The sequence below is a fragment of the Rhodothermus bifroesti genome, assembly GCF_017908595.1.
GTDB lineage: Bacteria > Bacteroidota > Rhodothermia > Rhodothermales > Rhodothermaceae > Rhodothermus > Rhodothermus bifroesti.
In genome coordinates, this window is record NZ_JAGKTL010000001.1 from 591,831 (window position 1) to 607,772 (window position 15,942).

Annotated in this window: 16 protein-coding genes; 6 read left to right on the plus strand and 10 right to left on the minus strand. The window is 58.3% G+C overall.

All coding sequences use genetic code 11. The features are described 5' to 3' along the window. The first annotated feature begins 45 nt into the window (after positions 1-45). From J8E65_RS02470 to J8E65_RS02490, 5 genes are all read left to right on the plus strand, one after another. Positions 46-822 (plus strand): PspA/IM30 family protein, encoded by a 777-nt coding sequence (locus tag J8E65_RS02470; protein ID WP_210373790.1) that lies wholly within the window; start codon positions 46-48, stop codon positions 820-822. 5 nt (positions 823-827) lie between these two features. Beyond that, positions 828-1,220 (plus strand): hypothetical protein, encoded by a 393-nt coding sequence (locus tag J8E65_RS12465; RefSeq protein WP_237181544.1) that lies wholly within the window; start codon positions 828-830, stop codon positions 1,218-1,220. Positions 1,221-1,234: 14 nt separating this feature from the next. Beyond that, positions 1,235-2,140: a hypothetical protein gene (locus tag J8E65_RS02480; RefSeq protein WP_210373791.1), complete on the plus strand. Its 906-nt coding sequence runs from the start codon at positions 1,235-1,237 to the stop codon at positions 2,138-2,140. Positions 2,141-2,320: 180 nt separating this feature from the next. Next, positions 2,321-3,124 (plus strand): enoyl-CoA hydratase/isomerase family protein, encoded by an 804-nt coding sequence (locus J8E65_RS02485; protein WP_210373792.1) that lies wholly within the window; start codon positions 2,321-2,323, stop codon positions 3,122-3,124. Continuing rightward, positions 3,124-4,389, plus strand: a complete 1,266-nt coding sequence (locus J8E65_RS02490; RefSeq protein WP_210373793.1) for a hemolysin family protein — start codon at positions 3,124-3,126, stop codon at positions 4,387-4,389. Before J8E65_RS02485 ends, J8E65_RS02490 begins: the two co-directional genes overlap by 1 nt. An 8-nt stretch (positions 4,390-4,397) precedes the next feature. On the opposite strand, the gene J8E65_RS02495 is transcribed toward J8E65_RS02490, so the two are convergent. From J8E65_RS02495 to J8E65_RS02530, 8 genes are all read right to left on the minus strand, one after another. Next, positions 4,398-5,531: a bifunctional 2-methylcitrate synthase/citrate synthase gene (locus tag J8E65_RS02495; protein ID WP_210373794.1), complete on the minus strand. Its 1,134-nt coding sequence runs from the start codon at positions 5,529-5,531 to the stop codon at positions 4,398-4,400. Positions 5,532-5,534: 3 nt separating this feature from the next. Continuing rightward, positions 5,535-6,452: a methylisocitrate lyase gene (gene prpB / locus J8E65_RS02500; RefSeq protein ID WP_210373795.1), complete on the minus strand. Its 918-nt coding sequence runs from the start codon at positions 6,450-6,452 to the stop codon at positions 5,535-5,537. 146 nt (positions 6,453-6,598) lie between these two features. Then, positions 6,599-7,324 carry a dethiobiotin synthase gene (gene bioD, locus J8E65_RS02505; RefSeq protein ID WP_210373796.1) on the minus strand — a complete coding sequence of 242 codons (726 nt, stop codon included), beginning with the start codon at positions 7,322-7,324 and terminating at the stop codon, positions 6,599-6,601. Then, positions 7,321-8,709, minus strand: a complete 1,389-nt coding sequence (gene bioA / locus J8E65_RS02510) for an adenosylmethionine--8-amino-7-oxononanoate transaminase (protein WP_210373797.1) — start codon at positions 8,707-8,709, stop codon at positions 7,321-7,323. Before bioA ends, bioD begins: the two co-directional genes overlap by 4 nt. Positions 8,710-8,726: 17 nt before the next feature. Further along, a complete protein-coding gene (locus tag J8E65_RS02515) occupies positions 8,727-9,749 on the minus strand; it encodes a beta-ketoacyl-ACP synthase 3 (protein WP_210373798.1) in 1,023 nt (340 codons plus the stop codon). Next, positions 9,739-10,920 carry an 8-amino-7-oxononanoate synthase gene (gene bioF, locus J8E65_RS02520; protein ID WP_210373799.1) on the minus strand — a complete coding sequence of 394 codons (1,182 nt, stop codon included), beginning with the start codon at positions 10,918-10,920 and terminating at the stop codon, positions 9,739-9,741. The genes J8E65_RS02515 and bioF overlap by 11 nt, the downstream gene beginning before the upstream one ends. Continuing rightward, positions 10,880-11,920, minus strand: coding sequence for a biotin synthase BioB (gene bioB / locus J8E65_RS02525; RefSeq protein WP_210373800.1), 1,041 nt, complete (start codon positions 11,918-11,920; stop codon positions 10,880-10,882). Before bioB ends, bioF begins: the two co-directional genes overlap by 41 nt. 4 nt (positions 11,921-11,924) lie before the next feature. Next, positions 11,925-12,872 (minus strand): biotin--[acetyl-CoA-carboxylase] ligase, encoded by a 948-nt coding sequence (locus J8E65_RS02530; protein WP_210373801.1) that lies wholly within the window; start codon positions 12,870-12,872, stop codon positions 11,925-11,927. 116 nt (positions 12,873-12,988) lie between these two features. Here J8E65_RS02530 and J8E65_RS02535 point away from each other — a divergent pair, with 116 nt between their 5' ends. Then, the gene (locus J8E65_RS02535) at positions 12,989-13,843 is read left to right on the plus strand and encodes a glycoside hydrolase family 16 protein (protein WP_210373802.1); all 855 of its coding nucleotides are present in this window, start codon (positions 12,989-12,991) and stop codon (positions 13,841-13,843) included. On the opposite strand, the gene J8E65_RS02540 is transcribed toward J8E65_RS02535, so the two are convergent. Both J8E65_RS02540 and J8E65_RS02545 read right to left on the minus strand, forming a co-directional pair. Continuing rightward, positions 13,837-14,730 (minus strand): ROK family protein, encoded by an 894-nt coding sequence (locus J8E65_RS02540; RefSeq protein ID WP_210373803.1) that lies wholly within the window; start codon positions 14,728-14,730, stop codon positions 13,837-13,839. The two genes, J8E65_RS02535 and J8E65_RS02540, sit on opposite strands and share 7 nt — an antisense overlap. Before the next feature lie 12 nt (positions 14,731-14,742). Beyond that, positions 14,743-15,879: an acetoin utilization protein AcuC gene (locus J8E65_RS02545; protein ID WP_210374053.1), complete on the minus strand. Its 1,137-nt coding sequence runs from the start codon at positions 15,877-15,879 to the stop codon at positions 14,743-14,745. Positions 15,880-15,942: the final 63 nt, after the last annotated feature.

Here is a 15,942-nt window from a genome sequence, read left to right on the forward strand (position 1 = left end):
GAGTAAAACAAAAAGATAAAAAAATCACTCTAGCCTGCGTGTGCCATGTCGCTTTGGGTTCGATTCAAACGCTGGGTGCGTTCGCTCTTTGGTGGCGCTATTGCTGCTTTAGAAGATCCACGCCTGATTTTAGAGCAAAACATTCGGGAGCTGAACGATCAGGTCCCGAAGATGAATGAAAACATTGCCACGGTGAAAGCAAACGTGCTGCTTTTACAAAAAGAAGTACGGCGCAATGAACAAGAAGTCGGGCAGCTGGTGGCCCGTATCAAGGCAGCTATTCAAGCCGGCCGCGACGACATTGCCCAGCAGTACGCCGTTCAGCTCGAACGAACCCGAGAAACGCTGGCACGCACCAAAGAGCAGCTTCAGTATGCCGAAGCGGCTTATGAAAAAGCCCTCCAGGTGAAGCAGGCCTTTTTACGCGAAAAAGAACGCAAAATTCAGGAAGCCAAAGAGGCACTGCGGGCGCACGAACGGGCCAAATGGCAGGCCAAAGTGGCCGATGCGCTGGAGCAGTTTGAAGTTGGCGGGCTAGACCAGACGCATGAAGAGATGATTCAACGGCTGCGCGAAGAAACGGCCCGAAGCGAAGCGCGGCTAGAACTGGCACTCGATAGCGTGGACCTGGAAGCCCTGAAGATCGAAAAGGATGCGGAGGCCCTACGAGCGGCAGAGCTAGTACGGCAGTTTAAGCTTGAAATGGGGCTACTTGAGCCAGAACCCCGGCCGGCACTGGAAGCCCCTGCACCGGAGAAAACAGTAGAACCTGCTCGCGAAGGCGAGGAAACCAAAACAATAGGTCGGCAGCGAACACGCTGAAGGCTATGGATGCGGAATCCTACCAGCGGCTTAAGGAGGCCGAAAAAGAACACTTGCGCGCGCTGCGTCGCTTAAAGGAAGCCGTTCGGTTACTTAAGCGGCGCAGTGCGCTAGATCAGGCGCTTGAACGCTTGACCACCCAAACGCAGGCGGCACTGGAGGCCCATGCTGAAGCACTTGAGCGACTAAAGCTGGAGACGGCGTATCAAGAAGCCCGTCTGGAGCTAGCGCTCGAGCATCGTACGCCATCGCCCACGGTGCTGTCCGATACGACCCAACCCCCTCTTCGGGTACAGGACGTACGCGAGCCGCGGCCGTGCGACCCTGAGACGGAGACCGCGGCCCAAGCGCCCGTTCCTGAAAAAACGTTGGGACGGTTTCGCCCAGCCGGAGCCTAACAGATACAGCTGGCATGAACGAGCGACCAATTAACTACACGCGCGAAGCCTTTCTGCACCCTTGGAACCTCACGTTCCTCATTGCTGCGTTGGGCATGGCGTTGGGTGTTAGTTTTGCTGGCAGCCCTTCGTGGCTGTTTGAGACGGTATTGTTGTTTACGGCCGCGCTAGAGCTGCTCTACCTAGGCATCATGCCTCGCCAAGAGCGGTTTCGCCGAGCTGTTCGCGCACGCCGCGCAACAGAACATGCCCGGCCACCTTCCCAAAAAGAACTGTTTCAGCTTCTTAGCCGAACTAGCCAGCGCCGCTACATCCGCCTGCGAAACCTGGAACAGCAAATCCGAACCAACTACCATAAACTCAGCTATGCCTCGCAAGGACTGCTCGAAAGCCACTTGCATAAGATCGACAACTTGCTGCGCTCCTACCTAAATCTGCTGTATCAAAAAGAGCGCTACGAGCAATACTTGAGCAACACCAGCGAGGACCGACTTGCTGAGGCGCTTCAACTGCTCCAACAAGACATGGCCGACGATGCGCCGCGCGTGCGGGCCATCAAAGAACGGCGCAAGCGCATTCTGGAGCAGCGATTGGAGCGCATCAAGAAAGCCCGCGAAAACCTGGAAATCATCGAGGCGCAGCTCGACACCATCGACGACGTCATCCAGTACATCCATGAGCAGTCCCTAACGTTGCGCAACCCCGAAGAAATCACCTTCCAGCTTGACACCCTACTTAGCGAAGTGGAAGAAACCGAATCAACGGTGGCCCAAATCGAAGACATTTTTACAGCCCCTATGGCCTTGGCCGGTGAGCTGGATGCCTTAGCCCTAGAATCCTCACGCTTGACATCTGAAACCCCCGAGGCACCCGAGCAGCCCCCGCCCGAACCCTTGCGTCGGCAGCGGCTCCGGTCTTGAGCTGTATGGTTTCTGAGGAAGCTGCCGCCTAAAACGTGCTGCAGATGCACGATTTTCGGGGGCTTCACTACACGCCCTGTTGCCCGGGATCAATGAGGTGACCGTTTATGGCAGGGATTGCTGCAGACGGTCGGCAGTGTGCTTGTCCGTTAAACCCCTAGCAACTTCCCCCACAGGTTTATGAGTCGTGAACCAGAAGCAAGCTCAGCACAGACCGTTCGCTACGAGGTGGATAGCGAAGGCATTGCGCTCATCACGATCCACCGGCCAGAAAAACATAACGCACTAAACCGGCAAGTGCTGGCCGAACTGGACCGGTATTTCTGGCAGGCTCGCCAGGACGAAGACGTGAAGGGAATTATCCTGACGGGTGCGGGCGACAAAAGCTTCTGCGCAGGCGCTGACGTGCAGCAGTTTACGGAGCTGGATGCTTATAGCGGCCATCGCTTTGCCCTTTACGGTCAGGCGGTCTTCAATCGGGTAGAAGAAATGCCTAAACCGGTCGTTGCCGCGGTAAATGGATATGCCCTGGGGGGAGGCTTTGAACTGGCGATGGCGTGCCATCTGCGCGTAGCTGCCGACCATGCAGTGTTTGGGCTGCCGGAAGTGAGCCTAGGATTGATCCCTGGTTTTGGGGGAACGCAACGACTGCCGCGGCTCATTGGACGCGGGTTGGCTACGGAGCTCATCCTAACAGCCGAGCGCATCAGCGCGCGCCGCGCTTTTGAAATCGGCCTGGTGAATCGGGTTGTGCCCATTGAGCACCTGCTCGACAGTGCCCGTGAGCTAGTGCATGCGATTGTTAGCAAGGCCCCGGTGGCGGTTGCACTAGCCCTGGAAGCCCTACGGCAGAGTGATTTACCGTTGCGACAGGGATTGCGCCTGGAAGCGGCGTTGTTTGGTCAAGCCTGCGCAACAGCAGATTTCCGCGAAGGCGTATCGGCCTTTTTAGAACGGCGTAAAGCTTCATTTAAAGGACGCTAATGTCGCTTTTGTGGCTTATTGGAGCGCTCTTGCTGGCAGCCTTTTTCACGGCAACGGAGGCTGCGCTCACTGCTGCTAACCGGCTACGCCTGGAGGTGATTGCGCGTCAGGGTAGCCGCAGTGCGCAGATTGCCCGCGCGCTACTGGAACGGCCCGCACGGGTACTAACCACAACGCTTGCGGGGCTGGTCTTGGCCCAAGTGCTGTTTGCCTTAGGCCTCAGCGAACCCCTGCTCGCTAGAACGACGCAAGCCATGACGACCTGGACGCAGGTCGTGGGCACGGTGCTTTTGCTGGGGCTACTGGTGCTCTTGGGGGGTATGGCCTTTTTCTTGGGCGGTATCCTGCTTCCTATGGCCGTGGCCCGTGAGCAAGCGAATCGACTAGCTCAGCCGATGGCCGGCTTGCTTAATGTAGCCCGCTATGTGCTCGCTCCGCTTATCGGGCCAGCACGGTGGCTTTCGGAGCGTCTGGCACGTCGACTAAGCGTCAGCGCCGACACCGTAACCCTCCTGATGCAGCGTGACTGGGAGCGGCGCGTGCAGGAACTCGAGGCAGAAAGCGCTCCAACACGCGATCTTGACGAAACCGAAAGTCGACTGCTCGCCAACGCCCTGGCGTTTGAGTCGCTCCGGGTGCGCGACTGCATGGTCCCACGCACCGACATCGTGGCCATAGAGGAAAAAACAGACCTTGAAACGCTACGCCAGCAGTTTATCGAAAGCGGCTACTCAAAGCTTCCTGTCTATCGGGAACACATCGACCAGATCGTCGGCGTCGTGTTTGCCTATGATCTGTTTCTGGAGCCTCGCTCCTTAGCCGAAATGCTCCGTCCAATTCGCTTTGTGCCTGAATCCAAACCCGCACATCTTTTGCTGAAAGAGTTTTTGCGGACCAACACCTCGATTGCCATTGTTATCGATGAGTACGGCGGTACGGCAGGACTGGTCACCCGTGAAGATCTGCTTGAGGAACTGTTAGGCGACATCCAAGACGAGTACGACGAAGAAGAGGACGAAGAATATCTGCTGCGCCGCTTAGACGAACGAACATTTGTCGTGAGCGGGCGCGTAGAAATCGAAGAACTGCGCGAAGCAGGCATTACGCTTCCCGAAGGCAACTACGATACAGTAGCCGGTTACCTATTGGAACACCTGGCTACAATCCCAGCACCTCAGGAAGAATACGAGCTCGACGGATACCGCTTTACCATCCTTAAGGCAACTCCAAACCGCATCGAACTGGTGCGTATTACCCGTCTTTAAAAGTAGCCTTATCTCCGTGCTTCAAGGGGGAGTACCGAACGCTCAGCTGGACCCACGTAACGGCTGAGCGGCCGAATAATTCGGTTATGGGCAAGTTGTTCAATAACATGCGCCGACCAACCTGCAACGCGGCTCATCACGAAAATCGGCGTGTAGGTTTCGATGTCAAAACCCATCATGTAGTAAGCTGGACCGGTCGGATAGTCCAGGTTGGGATAAATGCCTTTTTGTTGCACGACGACTTCCTGAAGGGCATCGTAAATCGCCATAAGCTCTCGATGGCCTAAGCGTTCGGCTAACTGGCGCGTGTAGCGCTCCATAATAGGCACACGGGAGTCGCCATAGCGATAGACGCGGTGTCCAAAACCCATGATTTTCTCCTTGCGGGCTAGGGCATCCTCTGCCCATCGCCGGGCCTCTTCAGCCGAGCGAAACCGCTGCAGCATGCGCATTACCGCTTCGTTTGCACCCCCGTGCAGCGGCCCTTTAAGCGCACCAATAGCACCCGTGATGGCGCTGTAGTAGTCCGAAAGCGTTGAAACAATCACCCGGGCTGCAAATGTGGAAGCATTGAAGCTGTGCTCGGCATAGAGAATGAGCGATACGTCAAAAGCTTTGATGACTTCGGCACTGGGTACTTCGCCAAAGTACATGTGAAAAAAGTTTTCGGCAAAGGTCAGGTCTTCGCGGGGTGGGATAATGTTGAGTCCTTGCCGTCGTCGTCGATCGGCGGCTACAATCGTGGGCAGCTTGGCCAGGAGCCCGATGCTTTTGCGCCGAATAGCTTCCAGGTCGGTACTAGAAGCATCGGGATCATTCGCTCCAATTAGGCTAACAGCCGTGCGCAACACGTCCATTGGGGCTGCATCGGACCGAATTAACGCAAGCAGATGCCTTACCGAGGCATCGAGATTGCGCTGGCGTCGCTCTTCCTGCGCGAAAGCTTCAAGCTGCGCTTGGGTAGGCAGCTCGCCGTAGAGTAGGAGGTAGGCCACTTCTTCAAAGCGACACTGCTCGGCCAACGCATGGACTGGGTAGCCTCGATAGTAAAGCGCACGCTTTTCGGGAATAACGTTCGAAATGGCCGACTCATCGGCTATGACGCCTTCCAGTCCTTTTCTAACTTCGGGGGTTTCAGCCATGGCTTAGCCGTTTTCAGATTCGGTTTCGATACGGAAGTTATACAGATCTTGGTCAAAAATCGTATAGCGTTCGTATTGAAGTAGTTCATAGAGCGCTTTACGGGTCTGCATGCGGTCGAGCAGGGCTTCTTGGGATCCGGTCTGAAGGAGCTGCCGGAAGCCTTCTTCGACAGCCTTCATGGCCAGGCGTAGGCCCGTAACGGGGTAAATCACCAGGTTATAGCCTAAGGCCTCAAGGCGCTCGGCCGAAAGCAAGGGTGACTTGCCAAACTCTGTCATGTTGGCTAGCAGTGGCACACCGGGTAAAGCCGCCCGGAAGGCAGCAAACTCGGCTTCGGATTGCAATGCCTCGGGGAAAATCATATCAGCACCCGCGGCTACGTAAGCGCGTGCCCGAGCAATAGCCGCTTCGAGGCCTTCGACTCCCCGAGCATCGGTACGGGCAATGATCAAAAAGTTTGGATCCCTGCGGGCCTGCACCGCCGCCTGCACTTTGCGTTCCATAGCTGCGACAGGCACAAGCATCTTGTGGTCCAGATGGCCGCAGCGTTTGGGATTCACCTGATCCTCCAGGTGGCAGCCGGCTAGGCCTAGTTCTTCGAGCTCTTGAATGGTGCGGGCTACGTTCAGCACCTCACCAAAGCCAGTGTCGATGTCTACAATGGCCGGCAGATTGGTAACACGGGCGATTTGGCGGCTGCGCCAGGCTACTTCGCTCAGTGTGGTGAGCCCAACATCGGGCAGACCCAGGTCGGCCGAAAGTACTGCCCCCGAGATGTACACGCCGTCAAAACCCAAACGCTCGATGAGCATTGCCACCAGCGGCGAAAAGGCGCCTGGAAAACGCAGTAGCCTGCCGTGCTGCAACGCTTTGCGCAGCGCTCGACGCTTTTCTTCCGGAGAGGTTGTGGCAAATAGCATGGCCTGCTCTATGCTGTGTGCCTTTAAGCTAAACGAATCCCTGGAGAAATGCTTCCTGGAAAAACAATTTCACGTAATGCGATAACGCTGAGGTTTTTTATAGATTGCGCATAGGTATGCCAAGCCTTTTGTAAGAAGCTAAGCGGTCAGCTGCACATGGCCTGGGGTAGCAGTTCCTGATAGCGAGCCAGGAATGTCTTTAAGTGTAGTCCTTGGGCTACGGCAGCGGCAGCTTCTTCGGCCGACGTGATCGTTGGGCGTTGCGGTACGCAACCCAGAACAGGAGTGCGGCACATTTCTTCAATCATGGCTGGGTTGGTTTGTGCGGCTAGGTCGGGTTGTGCGGGATAGCCACAGATCACCACACCGATAACGGTGAGACCGCAGCTCCGTGCGTAGTGGATGGTCAAAAAGGTGTGGTTGAGGGTTCCCAGGCCAGGGCGTGCTACCACGAGCACGGGCAGCTTCCAACGAGCAGCCAGTCCGGCATAGTCGAGCGTGTCCGTCAGCGGTACCGAGAGGCCGCCGGCGGTTTCAACCAGCACCCAGTCGCGATCTTGAAGGCGCTCCCAGGCGGCTTCGATGCGGTCGAGCGCTACAGGCTGGCCCGCCCGGCGCGCAGCTACCAATGGCGCCAGGGGCTCTGCGTAGACGCACGGGGCCACATGCTCGGGCAGATCTTCCACGCGCGCAGCTTGGGCCAGCATCTGTGCATCTGGAGGCCAGCTTCCTCGAGGCCCATCCCAGCCGGTCTCAACCGGTTTGAGCACACCTACCCGGTAGCCTGCTTCCCAAAGCAGGCGGGCCAGTCCAGCAGCTACAACGGTTTTCCCTACACCCGTATCGGTGCCGGTAACAAGCAGTGCATTCATACGTTTGGTTGCAGATTTTGCGCCAGCCTTTCCAGTTCTGGCAGTGCGTCTTCAAACGCTGCCTTGAGAATGGTGGTCATCTCTTCAAGCTCGGCCTCGGTGGCTGCCAGCGGCGGCATGAAGATGAGTACCGAACCGATCGGCCGTACGAGCATTCCCCGCCGGCGGGCATGCCGAGCCACGATAAACCCAACCTGAGCTCCATAAGGAAAGGGCGTGCGCCTAGCGCGATCGGCCACAATCTCGATGCCTACCATGAAGCCGGCTTGCCGGAGTTCGGCCACAAAAGGGTGTTCGCTTAGGGGCGCAAGATGCGCGCGTAAGCGTTCGACCTTGGCCGGAAGGGAAGGAAGCCGTTGCAGGAGCAATTCCAAGCTTGCTAGGGCTACAGCACAGCCCAGGGGATTGCCCGTGTAAGAGTGGCCGTGGAAAAACGTCTTGCGTTCTTCCACTTCTCCCAAAAAAGCCTCAAAGACGCGCTCGGTAGTTAATGTAGCGGCCAGCGGCAGATATCCTCCCGTAAGTCCTTTTCCCAAGCAGAGCAAGTCCGGTGAAATGCCTTCTGCTTCACAAGCAAACAGTCGACCTGTGCGCCCAAAACCGGTAGCGACTTCATCGATGATCAGGAGTACCTGGTAACGATCACATAACGTGCGCAGCGCGCGCAGAAAGCCGGCTGGTGCAGGCAATATGCCTCCAGCGCCCTCAACAGGTTCTACAATCAGGGCTGCCAGTTCATGGTGGCGCGTACGTAGCACGTGCTCGACGGCCTCAAGACTTTCCGCCAGCCGGTCGTGTGGGTAAGGATAGGGTGCGCGGGGATGCCCGGGCAATAAGTCCAGAAAGGGCCAGTGAAACAGGGGGTCTGGTGCTACCCCAACAGCCCCGAGCGTGTCGCCATGGTAGTTGTTCGTAAAGCCTAAAATGTAGCGTTTGCTGCGCCAACCTTGGTTGGCCCAAAACTGAATGGCCATCTTGAGCGCGATTTCGACAGCAGTTGCCCCGCTGTCGGAGTAAAACACGCGCTGCAACCCGGGCGGCGCTACCTCAATCAGACGTTTGGCCAATGCAACAGCAGGAACGTTTGCCTGGCCGAGCATGGTCGCATGTGCTATGCGCCGAAGCTGCGCCTCTAGGGCTGCGTTCAGCTCAGGTACGTTGTGGCCGTGCACGTTGAGCCAAATAGACGAAGTGCCATCGTAGTACCAGTTGCCATGAATGTCTTCTAGCTTTACCCCCTGTCCGCGGCGGATGATGACTGGCTCGCTAGCCAGATACTGCTTCATGGGGGTAAAGGGGTGCCAGACGTACGTTTTGTCCCACGCAATGAGGGTTTCAGGGGATAGCGTATCGAGGGCATCAATCAAGTTGGGTTGTGGGTGCATAGCAAGGCGCGATCCATTTACCATCGAAGTAACACAGCGGCAGCCAGGAGTCCTGCCCCTACGGCTGTGCAAAGCAACAGGTCACCTGGTTGGAAGCGGTGGGCTTCAAGCGCCAGTACTAGCGGAATCGTGGCTGCTGAGCTGTTACCCAAACGATCGACCAGGTTGAGTGTGCGGGCTTGAGGGAAGCCCAGCTGGCGGCGTGCTTCTTCAATCAAACGATGGTTGGCTTGATGTGGAATCCACCAGGAGACGGCATCCATAGGCACATTGGCTTGTGCAAGCACGCGGCGCGCGGCTTCGGCCATGCCTAGGGCAGCTCGGCGAAAGAGCGCCTGTCCGTTGCGCATTTCCATCAGGTGTTCCCCCCGGGCTACGCGTTCCGGGGTAAGTGGCAGGCGACTTCCACCGGCGGGGATGTAGAGAGCATCCCAGCAGGAACCATCGGCGCCAAGCCAATAGGCAACGATGCCGCTTGGGCCTTCCGAGGGGCCAAGCACGACAGCCCCGGCGCCGTCGGCAAAGAGCGCTGAAGTTTTGGGATCATTGGGATTGATGCGGCGGCTGAGCACGTTGGCTGCCACGACGAGCGCATACGTGTGGTGCAGGCGCACGTAGCTATCAGCCAACGCTAGCGCATACAAAAAGCCACTGCAAGCACCGGCCAGGTCGATTGCCCCGGCTCGGGAGAGTCCCAGCCGATGGGCGACGACAGGGGCCGTTGGGGGCAGCAAGTGATCGGGTGTGCTTGTAGCCAGGAGCAGCAAACCGATGGCTTCAGCGGGCAGACCCGCTTGGGCTAAGGCAGCCGCGCTGGCCCTGGTGGCCAAGTCGCTTGTCGCTTCGTCGGGTGCTGCCAGCGGGCGTTCTCGGATGCCCGTGCGCTCGAGAATCCACCCTGGAGGCAAGCCCAGTCGGCGCTCGGCCTCTGCGCTGGGTTCACGCTGCGCAGGTAGCGCAGCGCCCAGGCCCAACACGACGCTCCGTTGCACGGGAACGACGCGGCCCACGTGTTTTTCAACAAGCGGTTTAGTCGGCATGATGTGCCCACACTTCAGCTCTGGGAAAAGCGGCCAGTGCAGCCTCGATATCCTCATCGGTATGCGTGGCCATAGGCGCCAGCCGGATACGGCTCGTACCGGGCGGTACCGTAGGTGGACGAATTGCTCCGACCAGCACCCCTTGGGCTTCTAGATAGGTGGCGAGCTGCATGGCCGCTTCTGGGGTTCCAACCAGCACAGCTAGCATGGGCGCTGGCGCTTCGTGCCGAACGATATAGCCTTGGGCCTCAAGGCCGGCTTTAAGTCGGGCAACAAGCCGCTGTTGCTGCCTGCGCCGACGCTCGCCTTCTTCTGTGCGGATAATCCGAACAGCTTCCAAAGCTGCTGCAGCCAGCACGGGCGCCAGCCCGGTACTATAAATAAACGCCCGTGCGCGATGAAGGAGGTAATCGATCAGCAGCGCGGAGCCAATCGCTGCACCCCCCTGCACGCCTAAAGCCTTAGAGAGGGTGGCAATCTGCAGCGGAATACGGGAGGCGACGCCCAAATAGTGGGCCGTGCCGCGACCCTCGGGTCCAACAATGCCTGTGCCGTGTGCGTCGTCGACAACAAGCAGCGCATCGTAACGCTCGGCCAGCACGACCAGCTCGTTTAGGGGCGCTAGGGTGCCGTCCATGCTGAAGATCGCGTCTGTCACGATAAAGCGCCGCCCTCCTGGCCGGGGCCCCGGGCCTTCTAGCAGGCGTTGAAGTTGCTCCAGGTCGCGGTGACGATAGTACCGAAAGCTGGCACGGCTTAGGCGAGCGCCATCGTTTAGGCTGGCGTGGTTAAGCGCATCCGCAAAGATCTGATCGCGAGGGCCAGCTAGCGCCGAAAGTACGCCTACGTTGGTTGCATAGCCGCTTGGAAAAACCAGCGCAGCTTCGGCTTCTTTGAGGTCGGCCAGAGCCGCTTCCAGCGCTTCATGTACAGGACGGTTGCCAACCACCAGCCGCGCTGCACCGGTGCCCACCCCCCAGCGCTCCAGCGCTTCCCGAGCCGCAGTAACCAACCGGGGATCGGTACTCAAGCCAAGGTAATCGTTTGAGGCCAGATTCAACAAGCGACGGCCCTTGTAGGTCACATGTGGACCACTACAGGGCAATGGCCGGAGTTGCCGGCGCAGGCCTTTAGACGCAAGCTGCTGAAGCTGTTGGGCAAGCCACCTCATGGGGTCGGCGGGGTTGGGGAGTTTCTGGGACAAAGCCCAAGTCCTCAATCATCTGCCAGTCGGCTTCAGCTGCCTGTCCTTTTTCGGTCAAATAGTCCCCTAAAAACAGGCTATTGGCCACCATAAGCGCCAGTGGTTGCAGGCTGCGCAGATGCAACTCACGTCCAGCCGAAGCCCGAAGCTCAGCTTTAGGATGCACGAACCGGAACAGAGACAGGTAGCGCAAGCAGGCCCAGGGGGTAAGATGCCGCACAGTCTGCCCATCCCCTAGCGGCGTGCCTTTGATCGGAATAAGAAAATTGACGGGAATGGAGTTGGCCCCAGCCTCACGCAGCGCGTAGGCCATGTCGAGTACGTCTTCATCGGTTTCGCCCATGCCAAGAATAACGCCCGTGCAGGTCTGAAGTCCTGCTTTCAGTGCCGTCTGCACGGTTCGGACCCGGTCTTCGAAGGTGTGCGTGGTGCAGATCTGCTCATAGTGACCTGGGCTGGTATTCAGGTTGTGGTTGTAGGCGTCTACGCCGGCTTCCTTAAGCAGGCGGGCCTGCGCTTCGTCTAGGATGCCCATGCAGGCGCAGATTTCTAAGGGCAGCTCTGCCTTGATGCGGCGCGTGGCCTCTACCACCGTTTCTAGCTCCCGTCGGTGCGGACCGCGACCTGAGGTCACGATGCAAAAGCGTTGTGCACCCGCTGCATGGGCCTTGCGAGCACGGTCAAGGATTTCGTCGACCGAGAGCATGCGGTAACGCGGGATGGGAGCTTTCGAGATGCGAGACTGTGCGCAATAGTGGCAGTCTTCTGGGCAGAGGCCACTTTGCGCATTGAGCAGCACGTTTACCTTAACCCGGTTACCAAAAAAGTGGCGTCGCACGCGCCAGGCGGCCTCCACAAGGCGTAGGGTCTCCGCATCTGGAAGCTGAAGCAATGTGCGGGCTACGCTGCGCGCAGGCGGCCGATCTTCGAGCGCATCGGCCACAAGTCGATCCCAGTCTAAATGCATAGCATTATCCAACAGGTGGAAAGTTTTCGGAAACAGCTTGTAGCAGGGCAACATCGCCAGCCGAGACAGTGCGCCGCGTGCCATCCGGCAAACGAACGCGCAGAGCACCACTGGCCTCTACGTCCTCGGCAATGCCTTCGATGGGTCCACTAGGCGTTTCAATGCGGACCCTACGCCCCAGCGTACCGCTGTGCTGACGCCAGGCGGCAAGGACAGTCTCGGCCTCAGCCAATCGGTCGTACCAGAATTCCAACCGCTCCAGCAACGTGGCCAGTAAAGTCGCGCGCCGCACCCCCGGACGGTAGGCTTCCAGGTAGGCGGCTTCTGGCGGCAGCTCAGCCCGATGCACGTTGAGCCCAATGCCAAGGAGCACGTAGCGCACTTCTTCGCCCCGTAGGTCAGCTTCTAGCAAAACGCCAGCTAGCTTGCGGCCGTTGGGAGCCAAGAGGTCGTTAGGCCATTTGAGCTGACCGACTTCGGTCGCTTCGGCCAAGGCAATCCCCGCCGTTAGCGATAGACGAAGCAGCTCGGTTAGCGGCAATCGTGGACGTAAAAGCACCGAAAAATACAGACCAGTCCCCGCAGGACTTACCCAAACGCGCCCTCTGCGGCCTCTTCCATGCGTCTGCTGCTCGGCAAGCACCACAGCACCTTCAGGCGCGCCGGCTTCAGCCCAGGTGCGCAACGCGTCTTGCGTGCTTGTCGTGCAACCCAAGTAACGGTAGCTCTGCCCGAAACGACCCTTTAAGAGGGGTTGCAGCAGATGAGGCGCTGGCGTACCTGGCTGCAGCCGGTAGCCTTGGCCATGCACGATCTCAATCGGGTAGCCAGCTTGCTGAAGCCGATGCGCATGCTTCCAAACGGCTACGCGACTTAACCGCAGCCGCCGCGCCAATACGGACCCGCTCGTGAACGTCTCGTCCAGCACAAAAAGCAGCGCTGTATCTTTCATGTTAACCAAAATAGGCCATAGCAGTTAACATCGCAATAGCCCTAGGACGCTAAAAGGGCTTGACGGACGATGGGCCATAATGTAAGCTTCCTGTTGCAAAACCTTATAAAGGAACCATGCGACTCCTGCATTTAGGCTTTCTCGGTTTTTTGGTAGCCTGCTCGTTGTTTGAAAGCAAAGAGAAGTCTGAAGCTGCTGCGTGCGTTGTGCCCAATTGGGAGTTGGTCTGGTCTGACGAGTTTGACTACAGCGGCCTTCCTGATCCTCAAAAATGGGACTACGACGTAGGTGGACATGGGTGGGGGAATCGGGAAGCTCAGTACTATACGCGCGCGCGGCTTGAGAATGCCCGTGTAGAAAACGGCCTTCTGGTGATCGAAGCGCGCCGGGAGGCTGAGCCGTATCAAGGGCATAGCTTTACGTCAGCACGGCTGGTGACGCGGGGGAAAGCTTCTTGGACCTATGCCCGGGTTGAAGTGCGGGCCCAGCTGCCTTCGGGTCGGGGAACCTGGCCGGCCATTTGGATGCTCCCCGATCGCCAGACTTATGGCAGTGCCTACTGGCCAGATAATGGCGAGATCGATATTATGGAGCACGTCGGCTTTGATCCCGACGTGGTGCACGCCTCAATCCATACCCAGGCCTATAACCACATTCAGGGGACGCAAAAGACTGCGCGCATTCATGTGCCCACGGCGCGCACCGCGTTTCACGTCTATGCTGTAGAATGGACGCCGGAGGCGATTCGGGCTTTTGTGGATGATTCGCTCTACTTTACCTTCCCCAATGAACGCTTAACCCGTTCTGGAGCCGATTGGCGACAGTGGCCTTTTGATCAGCCTTTTCATCTCATCTTAAACATCGCTGTAGGCGGTAACTGGGGAGGTATGCAGGGGATTGACTCAACCGCTTTCCCTGCCCGGATGCTGGTGGATTACGTGCGTGTCTACCGCTGCGTGGAAGGTCAGTAACCTTTGATAAAGCGTTCTTCGGCCAGTGCCAAGGCACCCAAGACGCCAGCCCGATCGCCAAGCATAGGCGGTACAATGAGGGTGTCGGGGTTTGGCAGCGATACGTACCCGTTAAGGTAGTGGACTACGTATTGTCGAATGCGGGGAAAAAGGTGCATTTGTTGCATTACACCACCGCCCAGAATAAGTCGCTGGGGAGAGAGCGTTAGAATTAGGTTGACTAAGCCCATGGCCAGATAGCGGGCTTCTTGCTCCCAGGCCACATGATCTGGGGGAAGTTCGGGAGCAGGCCGTCCCCAACGTGCCTGCAGGGCAGGTCCAGAAGCCAGGCCTTCCAGGCAGTCGCCGTGAAAAGGGCAGCAGCCGGGGCGATCGTCCCCGGGAAGGCGTGGGACAAGCAAATGGCCGATTTCAGGGTGCTGGTGCCCATGATGCCGGCGGCCGCCTGCAATGATGCCACCACCGATGCCGGTTCCAATCGTCAGGTAAACGAACGTGTGCAGGCCGCGTCCGGCTCCCCAGCGGTGTTCGCCCAGCGCAGCGGCATTGACGTCGGTATCGAAGGCTACAGGCACGTTGAGCGCACGGTGTAGCGTCCCCGCTACATCGATATGCGCCCAGCCGGGTTTAGGGGTAGTGGTGATGTAGCCATAGGTAGGAGAGCTAGGGTTGGGATCTACAGGGCCAAACGAGCCCACACCCAAGGCCGCAATTGGTTCAGGATGGCGTTGAAAAAAGTCGATAACGCGGCCGAGCGTTTCTTCAGGTGTGGTGGTCGGGAAACGTTCCAGGACGCGCACGTCGTCTGGTCCGGTCCCGATGGCGCAGACGAATTTGGTCCCGCCCGCTTCTATGGCGCCAAAAAGCAGGGGCTTGCTGCTAGGCATAGTCGGTTAGGGTTAATACCAGTAATAGCTGATGCGGTCCATTAAGCGCTGGGCGGTTTGTACGTTTTGCTGTGCGATCTGTTGGCGACGCGCTGAAGAAACCGATAGCGGCAGCGCAGCATCGTGCAGGGTGGGCGTTAGGGAGCAACCCAGCCGTTGTTCCCAATCGATGCGCCAGTCAATGGGCAGGCGATCTGGGAGCGGCAGGTCCTGCAAGATCAGATAGAGCAAGGTCCAAACGCGTACCGTGGCATCGAAGTCGTAGCCCCCGCCCAGCGTAAAGAGAGCACGGCCCCCAGTATGTTCGGCAGCCAGCGCTTTGAGTCGGCGGAAGATGTGTTCATAGGCATGGGTTGTAAGGAGCAGATCGCCCAGCGGGTCTTGAAAGTGGGCATCGGCGCCACACTGGACCACAAGCACATCGGGCCGAAACATCACAAGTGCATGCGGCAAAACCCGCTCGAACGTTTCAAGGTAACTCTGATCATCGGTGAAGGGCTGGAGCGGTACGTTGAGCGAAAACCCTTGCCCGCGGCCCTCGCCGATTTCATCGATAAAGCCGGTGCCTGGAAAGAGGTAATGGCCGCTTTCATGTAAACTGAGGGTCAGCACCGAGTCTTCGTCGTAGTGTATGGCTTGCACGCCGTCGCCATGATGCACATCGATGTCGATGTAGGCTACACGCAGCCCAGCGTCTGTAAGGGCCCGAATGGCGATCGACAGGTCGTTATAAATACAAAAGCCTGATGCGCGGCTGGGATGGGCATGGTGAAAACCGCCGCCAAGCTGAAGCACGCTTAAAGCTTGGCCGCTTGCGATGAGGCGGGCAGCATGCAGCGTGCCGCCGACAAGCGTTCGGGCAGCCGGGTCCATACCCAAAAAAATAGGGACATCGGGGGTGTCGAGCCCAAAGGCTTCGGCATCGGGTAGAGGTTCGCCCCGCGAAGTGGCTTCAACGTGGGCGACGTACGCTTCGGTATGCACGCGCAGCACGTCTGCACGGGTAGCCATAGGAGGGCGCAAAGGATCCGGAGCGTAGCCCAGGGCTTCCAGCAGCGTCCAGAGCATTTCAAGGCGGAGCGGGCTAAACGGGTGCGCTGGGCCAAAGTTATAGCTTAAATAGTCGGGGTGGTAGACGACAGGGACCACGGCTTTGGGGGGCCAGATCACATCAAAATCTTCGCGGCGCAAGAGCGGATGCGCACCGTTGTG

Excerpts from the sequence above, each read along its gene's own strand:
- J8E65_RS02485 (WP_210373792.1), top strand. The coding sequence starts at position 2,321 with ATGAGTCGTGAACCAGAAGCAAGCTCAGCACAGACCGTTCGCTACGAG.
- J8E65_RS02515 (WP_210373798.1), bottom strand. The coding sequence starts at position 9,749 with ATGCCGACTAAACCGCTTGTTGAAAAACACGTGGGCCGCGTCGTTCCC.
- J8E65_RS02470 (WP_210373790.1), top strand. The coding sequence starts at position 46 with ATGTCGCTTTGGGTTCGATTCAAACGCTGGGTGCGTTCGCTCTTTGGT.
- J8E65_RS02535 (WP_210373802.1), top strand. The coding sequence starts at position 12,989 with ATGCGACTCCTGCATTTAGGCTTTCTCGGTTTTTTGGTAGCCTGCTCG.
- bioA (WP_210373797.1), bottom strand. The coding sequence starts at position 8,709 with ATGCACCCACAACCCAACTTGATTGATGCCCTCGATACGCTATCCCCT.
- bioB (WP_210373800.1), bottom strand. The coding sequence starts at position 11,920 with ATGCATTTAGACTGGGATCGACTTGTGGCCGATGCGCTCGAAGATCGG.
- bioF (WP_210373799.1), bottom strand. The coding sequence starts at position 10,920 with ATGAGGTGGCTTGCCCAACAGCTTCAGCAGCTTGCGTCTAAAGGCCTG.
- J8E65_RS02480 (WP_210373791.1), top strand. The coding sequence starts at position 1,235 with ATGAACGAGCGACCAATTAACTACACGCGCGAAGCCTTTCTGCACCCT.
- J8E65_RS12465 (WP_237181544.1), top strand. The coding sequence starts at position 828 with ATGGATGCGGAATCCTACCAGCGGCTTAAGGAGGCCGAAAAAGAACAC.
- J8E65_RS02540 (WP_210373803.1), bottom strand. The coding sequence starts at position 14,730 with ATGCCTAGCAGCAAGCCCCTGCTTTTTGGCGCCATAGAAGCGGGCGGG.
- J8E65_RS02530 (WP_210373801.1), bottom strand. The coding sequence starts at position 12,872 with ATGAAAGATACAGCGCTGCTTTTTGTGCTGGACGAGACGTTCACGAGC.
- prpB (WP_210373795.1), bottom strand. The coding sequence starts at position 6,452 with ATGCTATTTGCCACAACCTCTCCGGAAGAAAAGCGTCGAGCGCTGCGC.
- J8E65_RS02490 (WP_210373793.1), top strand. The coding sequence starts at position 3,124 with ATGTCGCTTTTGTGGCTTATTGGAGCGCTCTTGCTGGCAGCCTTTTTC.
- bioD (WP_210373796.1), bottom strand. The coding sequence starts at position 7,324 with ATGAATGCACTGCTTGTTACCGGCACCGATACGGGTGTAGGGAAAACC.
- J8E65_RS02495 (WP_210373794.1), bottom strand. The coding sequence starts at position 5,531 with ATGGCTGAAACCCCCGAAGTTAGAAAAGGACTGGAAGGCGTCATAGCC.